9 protein-coding genes and 1 tRNA gene are annotated in these 10,184 nt (G+C 64.3%); 5 read left to right on the forward strand and 5 right to left on the reverse strand.

What is annotated here, in order from left to right; all coding sequences use genetic code 11:
* Positions 1 to 294: 294 nt before the first annotated feature.
* The 3 genes from VGQ94_01715 (at position 295) to trxA (ending at position 3,420) form a co-directional block, all read left to right on the forward strand.
* Positions 295 to 415, forward strand: a tRNA-OTHER gene (locus tag VGQ94_01715).
* A gap of 352 nt (positions 416 to 767) precedes the next feature.
* A complete protein-coding gene (locus VGQ94_01720) occupies positions 768 to 2,999 on the forward strand; it encodes a TonB-dependent receptor (GenBank protein ID HEV2021224.1) in 2,232 nt (743 codons plus the stop codon).
* A gap of 88 nt (positions 3,000 to 3,087) precedes the next feature.
* Entirely contained in the window at positions 3,088 to 3,420 is a 333-nt protein-coding gene (gene trxA / locus VGQ94_01725; protein ID HEV2021225.1) for a thioredoxin, read from the forward strand.
* Positions 3,421 to 3,503: 83 nt separating this feature from the next.
* Here trxA and lexA read toward each other — a convergent pair whose 3' ends face one another.
* The 3 genes from lexA to VGQ94_01740 all read right to left on the reverse strand — a co-directional run bounded on the left by lexA (position 3,504) and on the right by VGQ94_01740 (position 5,840).
* Positions 3,504 to 4,166, reverse strand: coding sequence for a transcriptional repressor LexA (lexA, locus tag VGQ94_01730; protein HEV2021226.1), 663 nt, complete (start codon positions 4,164 to 4,166; stop codon positions 3,504 to 3,506).
* Between the two features lie 27 nt (positions 4,167 to 4,193).
* Positions 4,194 to 5,375, reverse strand: a complete 1,182-nt coding sequence (locus tag VGQ94_01735; GenBank protein HEV2021227.1) for an aminotransferase class V-fold PLP-dependent enzyme — start codon at positions 5,373 to 5,375, stop codon at positions 4,194 to 4,196.
* Positions 5,376 to 5,456: 81 nt separating this feature from the next.
* On the reverse strand, positions 5,457 to 5,840 hold the full coding sequence (locus VGQ94_01740) for a metallopeptidase family protein (GenBank protein ID HEV2021228.1): 384 nt from the start codon (positions 5,838 to 5,840) through the stop codon (positions 5,457 to 5,459).
* 461 nt (positions 5,841 to 6,301) lie between these two features.
* Between VGQ94_01740 and VGQ94_01745 the strand changes: the two genes are divergently transcribed.
* The gene (locus VGQ94_01745) at positions 6,302 to 7,597 is read left to right on the forward strand and encodes a divalent metal cation transporter (GenBank protein ID HEV2021229.1); all 1,296 of its coding nucleotides are present in this window, start codon (positions 6,302 to 6,304) and stop codon (positions 7,595 to 7,597) included.
* 30 nt (positions 7,598 to 7,627) lie between these two features.
* On the opposite strand, the gene VGQ94_01750 is transcribed toward VGQ94_01745, so the two are convergent.
* Both VGQ94_01750 and VGQ94_01755 read right to left on the reverse strand, forming a co-directional pair.
* Positions 7,628 to 8,269, reverse strand: coding sequence for a hypothetical protein (locus VGQ94_01750; GenBank protein ID HEV2021230.1), 642 nt, complete (start codon positions 8,267 to 8,269; stop codon positions 7,628 to 7,630).
* Positions 8,270 to 8,455: 186 nt separating this feature from the next.
* Positions 8,456 to 9,823 carry an amino acid permease gene (locus VGQ94_01755; GenBank protein ID HEV2021231.1) on the reverse strand — a complete coding sequence of 456 codons (1,368 nt, stop codon included), beginning with the start codon at positions 9,821 to 9,823 and terminating at the stop codon, positions 8,456 to 8,458.
* Between the two features lie 106 nt (positions 9,824 to 9,929).
* Here VGQ94_01755 and VGQ94_01760 point away from each other — a divergent pair.
* On the forward strand, positions 9,930 to 10,184 hold a 255-nt coding region (locus VGQ94_01760; GenBank protein ID HEV2021232.1), incomplete at its 3' end, for a tetratricopeptide repeat protein.

Genomic DNA, 10,184 nt, shown 5'->3' on the forward strand with positions numbered 1-10,184 from the left:
TACGCTTTTGCGTTCGCAGGTTTGTGAGGTGTTCATAACCCTAAAGGGCGAAAATTCGCTAGGGGAAGAGGGTTTTCGGCGAAAACTCCCTCAAGCCCTTGAGAGATGGGCGAAGAGAAATTTGAAGATGTTTGTTTGGCGTTGGAGAAAACTCGCTCTCCCCGGCGGCGCCGTGGGAACGATGCCCCCCGCGCGGCTCAGCACATGCAAAGGCAGTTCTCGCGCACGTATTCTCTGCCTAAACTCTGACCATTGGCCCCTCACAAGACCGAACAGAACCGCACCGGCCGACACGCCGGGATAGGCGCAAGTCTCTCTAAAGTAAAGAAAATGGGTTGTATGGAAAACGAATGGGTTGGACTCAAAATCCGCCGGGCTTCGGCCCTTGGGGGTTCAACTCCCCCTCCCGGCACCAGAGAACCTGAGCGGAACAGTGATGCGAGGTCCCTCGACTTCGCTCGGGATTTCGCCCGCGGGCTCCCGCTTCCCGCGCTCCGCTTGGTTCGCTCACGCCCCTAGACGGCTCAAGTTAAACTCCCCCTCCCGACACCGGCCAGGCTAACCGCCTCATTCTGTGAGCGTTCCTACCGACGCTACCCCCGTCTCTACCGCAGTTACTTTAGTGACGTTTACAGCTTCTCCGCGCGGACGTACAAAGGAAGAGTTCGTGAGGCAGTTCCCTTGGGGGAGGGGCTGCCGGCGTCCCGTGCCTTCGGGCCCGGGACGCTTTTATTTTTGGCCGGGTTGCGGGTACCCTTGAGAACCCTATGGGAATGCGGCTTGCCATCGGAATGGCAGTGCTACTGGCCTCGAGCGCCTGGGCCCAGTCCCTGTTCGAAGGGCGGGTGACGGATCCGGCGGGCAAGCCCATTCCCGGCGCGGGGCTGGTACTCAAACGCGGCGGCGTGGAGTTGCGCCGGAGCGCGGACGCCGACGGGCGCTTCAGTTACCTGGCGTTGCCCGCGGGCGAATATGAACTCGTGATTTCGGCGGCCGGCTACTACAGCGCCGAGCAGGAGTTGGCGGTGCGCCCGCGCCAGCCGCTGGTGGTGCAGGTCGAGTTGGCGCGAAAGGTTTCCGCCGCGCAGACGGTAGAGGTGCGCTCCGCTGACATCAGTCTGGGCGAGACCTCTTCCGCCCGCCTGCTGACGCATACCGAGCTGGCGGCGCTGCCGGAACCCCTCAAGCGCGACCTGCCCACACTCGCCCTCTACACCTTTCCCGGCGCCACGCTCAGCCACGACAACTTCGTCCACGTCCGCGGCAACGAGGTCTCGCTCCAGGAGTTCATCAACGGCGTTTCCTTCCTGGAGAATCCGCAGGAGCAGTTCAGCCCCGGCCTGAGCCCGGATGTGTTCGAGGCGGTGAGCCTGGTCTCCGGGTCCTTCGCCGCCGAGTACGGCAACCGATTCGGCGGGGTCTTCGACGCCACCACCCGCTCCGGTCACGATCTGCGCGGACACGGCGCCCTCACGCTCGGCGGCGGGACCTTCGGCAGCAGTCTGGGCTCGGCCGAGTACGGCAACACCGCCGGGAAATTCGGCTACTACCTGTTCGCGGGCGGTTTCACTTCGGATTGGTACCTCAACCCGCCCGAGCGCACCGCGCTGCATGACTTCGGCTTCGGGCTGCGGGGCGCCGGGCAGTTCGACTATCGCGGCACGAACGACCGCGTGAGCCTGTTTCTGGCCGGCGGCGGAACCAACTTCGAGCTGCCGAATTTGGAAGACGATCAGGTCGAGGGGCGCGACGCCTCGCGCCGCCTGCGCTCCCAGACCGGCATCCTCACCTGGGAGCACGTCTTCTCGCCGCGCGCGCTGATCACTTCCTCCATCTACGAGCGCACGCTCGAGGACCGCCTGGTACCCACCACCGACCCGGTCACGCCCTTTGGCGACGGCCTGCGCTCCAGCCTGACCGCGGGCGTGAAGTCGGATTTCCTCTATTCCCGCGGCCGCCACATCTTCAAGGCGGGCGTGGACCTCACGCGCCTGCGCCTGAGCGAGCGCTTTGCCTTCGACGCGCGCGAAGTCCCCTTGCCGCCCGAGGATCCCGATCCCTTCAGCTTCCGGAGCAAGGTCCTCGGCGGGCAGGCGAGCCTGTACGCGCAGGACCACATCTCGCTCACGCCCAACTGGACCGCCGAACTCGGACTGCGCTGGGACTACTTCGACCTGGCGCACACCTACTCGCAGGTGAGCCCGCGGCTGGCGCTCTCCTACCACATCCCGTCGAGCAAGGGCACGGTGCACTTTGCCTACAACCGCTTCTTCTCGCCGCCACCGCTCGAGTACGTGCAACTGGCGAATTTCTTTGGAGCCGCGGCGCCGGACCCGAACGACCGCGTCGGCCCGATGCGTCCCTACCGCCAGCACTACTTCGAGGGCGGCCTGATCCAGGAGCTTCATCCCAAACTGGCGTTCGAGCTGACCGGCTTCTATCACCGGGGCACCACGCCCTTCGAGTACCGCGAGATCAGCATCACGCGCCTGTTCCTGCCCATCAACTCGGCGCGCAGCTCGTCCTACGGTGTGGAGGCGGGCTTCACGCTGAAGAACCTGGAGAAGCTCGGCCTCTCGGCGCGGTTGCAATACGCCTACCAGCGCACCTTCTTCTTCGGGCCCATCTCCGGCGGCTTTGCCCTGGGGGAGGCGGTCCAGCCGGGCGAGAAGTTCCTGCCCGCCTTCGACGAGCCCCACAGCGGGACGCTCTCCGTCACCTGGCGGCGGAAGTGGCGCGAGTTCTTCGCCGGAAGCAACCTGCGCTACGGCAGCGGCACCGCGGCCGAGAACGGGAAGCTGCGCCTGCCCGACCACGCCAGCTGGGACCTGAGCGGCGGCTTCAACCTGTGGCGGGAGGAATCCCGGCGGGTGACGCTGCAGTGGAACCTGGTGAACCTCACCGACGACCGCTACCGTATCGCCAAGGAGAGCGAGGAGACGCCCATCCAGTTCGCCTCGCCGCGCGTGTTCTCGGCGCACGTGAAGTTTCAGTTCTAGGTTCGCCTGCGACTTTTACCGTGCGGAAGCATCTAATCAGTAGTGGTAGGATGTCTCTGAGTCCCAGCACTCATAGTTCGGAGGAACAATGTCAGCCAACGGGATCCTTGAAGTAACAGACGCGAACTTCGACCAGGACGTCCTGAAGTCAGAGCAGCCGGTGATGGTGGACTTCTGGGCCGCGTGGTGCGGTCCATGCAAGGCGCTGGCCCCGGTGGTGGACGAGGTGGCTACCGCCTATCAGGGCCGGGTGAAGGTCGCCAAGATGGACGTGGACAGCAACATGGCCACGCCCCAGCGCTACAACGTGCGCAGCATCCCCACGCTCCTGATCTTCAAGGGCGGGCAGGTGCGCGAGCAGATTGTGGGCTACACCGGCCGCGACGCCATCGAGAAGGCCCTGGACAAGCACCTGGCGTAACCCAAACTCATCTGCAAGAACCAACGCCCGGCTTGTGCCGGGCGTTTTCTGTTTTGCTTGCAACTCGTTCCTCGCCACTCTCTTCAGTACTTCCGCAGTACGCCAATCACGCGTCCCTGGATCTCGACCGCCGCGGCGGGCATTACGATGGGCGCCATGGTGGCGTTCGAGGGTTGCAGGCGCACCCGGTCGCCCTCTTTGAAAATGCGTTTCAGTGTGGTCTCGGCGCCTTCCACCAGCGCCACCACGATCTCCCCGTCGCGCGCCACCTGGGTGCGCTCCACCAGGATGTAATCGCCGTCCACGATGTGCTCGTCCTGCATGGACTCGCCCGTCACCTGCAGCACGAAAACGTCCTTGGAGCGGGTGAAGTCGGAGAAGGAGATGGTCTCGGGAGTCTCGAAGGTCTCCACCGGACGCCCGGCGGCGATGCGGCCCACCATGGGCAGGGAGTTGGCCGCCGAAGCGGCCGCCGCCATCGCCTGCTTCATCTTGCCGCGCGGCGCCAGCAGATCGATGGAGCGGCTGCGGTTGGCATCGCGGTGCAGCAGTCCCTTCTTCTCCAGGTTGGTAACGTGCTTGTGCACCGTGGCCAGGGAATTCAGCCCCAGCCCTTCGCGGATCTCCTCGAAGGAAGGAGAGTAGCCATGCGTCTGCACAAAATTTCCGATGAACTCGTAAAGCTGCCGTTGCCGCCGGGTGAGCGCCATGCCCGGAGTATGAGCGAAGGAAAGGCGAAATGTCAAGCGGTTTGCTTCGACCCGCGCCAGTCCTTACCTTGCGGCCACCTTCATGGTGTTGAGGATCTCCCCGACGGCCGCGATGGCGGTGTCCAGCTCCTCATCCTTGTTATAGAAGTGCGGGGATATGCGCACGCCGGCCTTGGGGCGGTAGTCCACCAGGATGTCGCGCTTCAGCAGCTCGGCGCAGACTTCTTTGGCGTTGGGCATGTCAATGGAAACGGTGCCGCCGCGCTGTGCGGGGTCGCGAGGCGTGTTCACGCGCCAGCCGTGCGCTTCGGCCAGCTCGATGAGTCGCGCCGTCTGCCGCTGCGATTTCCGCCGGATGTTCTCGACTCCGACTTCCTGAATGATTTTCAGGCCGGGCTGCGCCGCGTAGAGCGCGGGGATGTTGCTGGTCCCGGTGGAGAAGCGGTAGGGGCCGCCACTGTAGCGGATGGGCCCGGTCTCGAAGGCGAAGGGCTCCTGGTGGGCGAACCATCCGGTGAGGGTAGGCTCAAGCTTGGGCGCGAGGTCGGGGCGCACGTAGAGATAAGCGACGCCTGAGCCGCCGCAGAGCCACTTGAGTACGCCTCCGGTGACGAAGTCAGCGCTGAGCGCCTGGACGTCCACCGGCACCGTGCCCAGCGACTGGAAAGTGTCGAGGATGACCAGCGCGCCCACGCGGTGCGCCTTCTCGATGATGGCTTTTGCATCTTGAATGTAGGCGCTGCGGAAGATGACGTGGGAGATGGGCACGACCAGCGTCTCTTCGTCTATGGCCGCGAGCATGCGCTCGGTGGGGACGTGCACGCCGTCGTCGGTCTTCACCATGTGGACGCGCGCGCCGCGCCGGCGCTGCGCCTCCCAGAAGTACATCACCGAGGGGAAGTTCAGGTCGTCGTAGACGACTTTGTTGCGCTTGCCGGAGAAGTCGAAGCAGGAGGCGGCCACCGCCTGGCAGACCGTGACGTTCTGATGGATGTTCACCGAGCCTGCGGGCGCGTTCATCAGTGAGCCGATCTGGTCGCCGACCTCGGCGGCCAGCATCCACCACTTGTCCTCCCAGGCGCGCACGCCGCGCGAGGCCCAGATGTCGGCGTAGTACTGGAGCGAATCGGCGACGGCCCGCGGCATCGCGCCCAGCGAGTTGGAGATGAGGTAGGTGGTCTTCTCCAGGATGGGGAACTGGGAGCGGTAGTGGAGCAGATCGTCGTTTATTGGAGCGGCGGGCATGGAAGAGATTGTAGCTGCTTTATGCGTGCTGCGGCCTGTGGCCTGCGCGCGGGCCTTCGGCAGAGCGGATGCGGGGCCCGTTTAGACATCTTCCAGTTGGGCTTCGGTCATTCCGAAATAGTGGCCTAGTTCGTGGATTACCGTGAGGCGGACTTCCTTTCGGATCTCGTCTTGGTTGGAGCAGACGGCCTCGATGTTCTTCTGATAGAGCACGATGTGGCCGGGACCCGCAGGCAGGTCAAACACGCTTTTCTCAGTTGTGGGTACACCGTCGAAGACACCGAGCACCAAATCCTCAGCATCGTCTGAATCTACGGTCCCTGCATTCGGCGAGCCTCGGCGGGGCCGCTGTTCGGGAGGCAGGTCCTCCACCAGGACGGCGACGTTGTGAATCCGCTTGCGGAACCTCGCAGGCAGTGAATCCAGCGCCTCCTCCACCAGTTTGACGAACTTTTCTCGCTTCATCTTTCGTTCTTGCGTTCCTCGACCGGACGGCGGGCCGATACGCCAGTTTCATATTAGCCCGGATCTGCTCCGGGTCCAGGGAACCCGCGGATTTGAAGCAGAGTAAAGCAGATCCCTCCGTTTGCCCTCAGTGCGCCCGCCGCGGCGGGCTCATTCGGGCTTGGTCGGGATGACAATAGCGAATGTGGGCGGGGGACGCGAGGCTGAAGCCCCGCTCTTCCACCGGGGTGCCCCGCTGCGCGGGGCTCAGGATGACAAACTGGGAGGAAGGAACTGCTAACTGCCCACGGATGCTCTTGGCCGCCAGGAAATACCCGATTGTCGAGGGCGAGGGGTTCGTTCGGACAAAGACTCGCGGCAGCGACTAAACTTGCAAGGCACTCTCCCATGGGAAGAGTCAGCACCGCGGTGTCGCACGAACTGATGAACACCCTTGATGCAGAGCGTCGCTTCCGACGGATATGACGGCGAGAGAACCTCGGACCCGGAATGCCGAAAAGGGCAAAGGGCCCAACTTCCTGAAGAGATTCTTCGCGATCCTGGGACCCGGATGGATCACCGGGGCGGCCGACGATGATCCGTCGGGAATCTCAACTTATTCCGTTGCTGGAGCCGCCTATGGATATGCCACGCTGTGGATCGCGCTGCTCACGTTTCCCCTGATGGCCGCGATCCAACTGATGTGCGCGCGGCTGGGCATGGTTACGGGACGCGGGCTGGCAGCCGCGGTGCGGATCTACTATCCACGCTGGGTGCTCTGGGGAGCCTGCTCGATCCTGGTGGTGGCCAACGTCATCAACATCGGCGCTGATCTCGGCGGCATGGCGGAGGCGACGCAGCTCATCACGGGGATCCGATTCCTCATCTGGATCCCAGTCTATGCGGTCTTCATCCTGGCGCTGTTGTTCTGGAGTTCTTACAAGCTAATCGCGCGGATCTTCAAGTGGATGACGGTAGTCTTGTTCGCCTATGTGTTCGCCTCGTTTTACGCTCACGTCGATTGGAGGCACACGCTGGTGGTAACGTTCGTGCCCCACTTGGAGTGGTCGCGCGGATTCCTGGCGGTGCTTGTGGCGATTCTGGGGACCACGATCTCTCCCTATCTCTTCTTTTGGCAGGCCGCCGAGGAGGTGGAAGAAGGGCGGACCCAGGGCCGAACGCTCGCCGAGCGCAAGGGCGCGACCGCGGGGGAATTGAGAAGCGCGCGCGCCGACACCATCGTGGGCATGTTTTTTTCGAATCTCATCATGTACTTCATCATTCTGACCACCGCGGCCACCTTACATGCGCACGGGCAAACGGACATCACAACTGCCCGGCAGGCCGCCGAAGCGTTGCGTCCCCTTGCCGGCAACGGGGCCTACCTGCTGTTCACCCTGGGCTTGATCGGAACTGGAATGTTGGGCGTGCCGGTCCTGGTAGGATCCTGCGCGTATGCGGTGACGGAAGGAGCCGCATGGCGCGGCTCCATGGCCGACAAGCCAAGAAGCGCGCGCAAGTTCTACGCAGTGATGGCCGTTGCCATGGGGTTGGGCCTGGTGCTGAATTATCTGGGCTTCAACGCGGTGAAAATGCTGTTCTGGTCGGCGGTCATCAACGGCCTGCTAGCGCCGCCTCTGATCCTGCTTGTCCTCCTCTTGACCAGCAGCCAGAAAGTGATGGGCAAACGCGTGAACCCGCCGCTCCTCAGGTATTTAGGCTGGGCTACCTTCGGGGTCATGACTGCGGCAGCGGTGGGGATGATCATTACATCTTGAAATATTCCTGTTGAAGGTGTGGTGGTGACTTCAGCTAGCCGGCTGAACGATGGCGATTCGCGTCTCCTGGCCGGTGCTGCCGATGGCGATGACCTTGATGGCGCCCGGGCGGTCCACGGCAATGATCTGTTGGCCATTGATTTCCGTGACCCGAGCGTCGGGATACCGCTGGCGGTAGTAGCTGACGACCGTCGCGACGGGGTCGGAGGTGGTGTAAACCTCGCTGGCAACGGGAATGCCGATGTCGGGAATGCTGGCGTTCTCAAGGTTGACCGTCTGCGAGCCAGGATAGCGGTCGGAGCCGGTGGGGACTGATGGCTGCGGCAGTTGTGGGGCGGACGGACTGCCCTGGCCGCTGCGCTGAGTCTGAGTGAGCTGCGCCAATGCCCGCTGCACGACCTCCGGGTCGATGCCACCCGTGGGCGTGTTGTTCGCTGTGTCGCTTGGAGCGGAAGCGCTTGCCGGGGGCGGTTGCTGCTGCCCCTGCTGGGGAGCGGCGGTGGCGCCATTGGTGGACGAGCCTGCTATGGCCCGTCTTGCAGACAGGGCACCGTTCAGCCGCACCCCCACGGTCACTGCCAATACCAAACCGACCGCGACCACCATGACGCGCATCAGTTTGCGGTGGCGACGTGCTTCCGTGGCCATAGCCTCGACCGCGTCGGAAGCCATAGGCGCGCTGCAGGCGGTACAGAAGCGTCCGCCATCTGTTGCCTGCGTTCCGCAGTGGGAGCAAAACGGCATCTTTAAATCTTTGCCAAGTATAGCCCCGCTTCCCTGGAGCAGAGTGGCGGGGGAGGAGGTAGGGCTTTCTCGCTGCGCTCGAAATGTAAAGACTGAAAACTGAAGACTGAAGGCCTAGCTGCCCGGAGATGCCGGGCAGGCGGCTCTCATGATGTAGTACGCCACGGTCAGCGCGGCCAGCAGGATGGGCGCGCAGATCATGGTGATGCGCAGGGAAGTATGCCAGGTGGCGAGGAAGGCGACGGCCATCCCGGCGAAGCCGAGCACCGACGCCACGGCGCCGCCGGGGGCGCGCATGGGCAAGGACGCCAGCAGTTCTTTTGAAGCCTTGCGGCGGAAGGAGATGTGGGCGGCCAAGGCGATCCACCAGGCCAGCATGCCGCCAAAGAGCGCGGCGCCCAGAACATAGAGGAAGGCCGACTGAGGGACGAGGAGCTTGGCCGCCATGGCCACCACGATGCCGCCGCTGGAGCAGACGAGCGCCAGGCGAGGCGAGCCGGCGGCGGTGAGGCGTCCCAGAGCGGCGGGGGCGAAGCCGCTGCGAGCGAGGGAGAACAGCATGCGCGCCGCTACATAGAGGCTGGCGTTGGCGCCGGAGAGCGCGGCCACCAGCACCAGCAGGTTCAGAACGGTACCCGCGGCGGGCAATCCGATACGCTCAGCCGCAGTCACGAAGGGGCTGGCCTCGACGTTGTAGAGAGTCCAGGGCGTGCTCCCGGCCAGCACCAGGATGCTGCCGATGTAAACGAAGGCCAGCACGGCGAACATGATGTGGGTGGCGCGGGCGACGTCTTTGGCGGAGCGGGCCTCGCCGGAGGAGATGGCCACCATCTCCACGCCGCCGAAGGTGTAGACGGCGAGGGGCATGGCCGCGACGATAGCCAGCCAGCCGTTGGGGACGAAGGTTGCTGTGGGCGCGAGCTGGGATTCTGCGCGCCCGGAAAAGATCAGCGCCGCGCCCCCGAGGATGAAGGCGGCGATGGCCGCGACCTTCATCATGGCGAACCAGTACTCGAAGGTCCCGAAGCGGCCGACGTTCATCAAGTTCATGCCGACGAGCAGGGCGCCGAAGAGGGCGATCCAGACCAGCGCCGGGACCTGGGGGAACCAATGGCGCACGTAGGTGGCGGAGGCCAGCAGCTCGGCGCCGATGGCGACCACCATGGCGTACCAGTATCCGTAGCGAGCGACGAATCCGGCCCAGCGGTTGAGGTAGAGGTCGGCATAGACGCCGAAGGAGCCGGCGGCGGGATGGGCGCTGGCCAGCTCGCCCATGGCCATGGCCACGGTCCAGATGACGGCGCCGCCCAGCAGGAAGCTCAGAACCACGGCGGGGCCGGCGATGTGGATGGCCTCGGCCGAGCCCAGCAGCAGCCCGGTGCCGATGGAGCCGCCCACGGCCAGCATGGCGATCTTGCCGGCGCTGAGTTGCTTGTGGAGTCCGGCTTCGGAGTCGGGTTGGGTGCTGGGGCCTTCGGGCATCGCCGCAGACTAGCAGAGCGGCCTGCGCTCCACCACCGGCCGTTGCCGCAACCGCTTCCAGCGCATACAATTGCGGGTTCGCCGCCCGCCGCGGCGGGTTCTTTTCATGGCCGATACCGCCAAACGCCTCGAAAAAGCCGAGAAGTACCTTCAGAAGGGCAAGACGGAGTCTGCCCTGGAAGAGTACTTGGCGATCCTGGAGCAAGAGCCGAACAACGACAACGTGCGGCAGACCGCGGCGGAGTTGTGCGCCTCGCTGGGCCGGGCCAAGGAAGCCACGGAGCTGCTCAGCCTGCTCTTCGACCGGCAGGCGGGAATCGGCGACGGGGTCAAGGCCAACATCACCTATAAGAAGCTGCTC

The sequence above is a fragment of the Terriglobales bacterium genome, from assembly GCA_035937135.1.
Taxonomy (GTDB): domain Bacteria; phylum Acidobacteriota; class Terriglobia; order Terriglobales; family Acidobacteriaceae; genus DASYVL01.

Bases quoted from the DNA above. Each gene is read 5' to 3' on its own strand.
- VGQ94_01720 (HEV2021224.1), top strand. From the start codon at position 768: ATGGGAATGCGGCTTGCCATCGGAATGGCAGTGCTACTGGCCTCGAGC.
- trxA (HEV2021225.1), top strand. From the start codon at position 3,088: ATGTCAGCCAACGGGATCCTTGAAGTAACAGACGCGAACTTCGACCAG.
- VGQ94_01735 (HEV2021227.1), bottom strand. From the start codon at position 5,375: ATGCCCGCCGCTCCAATAAACGACGATCTGCTCCACTACCGCTCCCAG.
- VGQ94_01740 (HEV2021228.1), bottom strand. From the start codon at position 5,840: ATGAAGCGAGAAAAGTTCGTCAAACTGGTGGAGGAGGCGCTGGATTCA.
- VGQ94_01745 (HEV2021229.1), top strand. From the start codon at position 6,302: ATGACGGCGAGAGAACCTCGGACCCGGAATGCCGAAAAGGGCAAAGGG.
- VGQ94_01750 (HEV2021230.1), bottom strand. From the start codon at position 8,269: ATGGCTTCCGACGCGGTCGAGGCTATGGCCACGGAAGCACGTCGCCAC.
- VGQ94_01755 (HEV2021231.1), bottom strand. From the start codon at position 9,823: ATGCCCGAAGGCCCCAGCACCCAACCCGACTCCGAAGCCGGACTCCAC.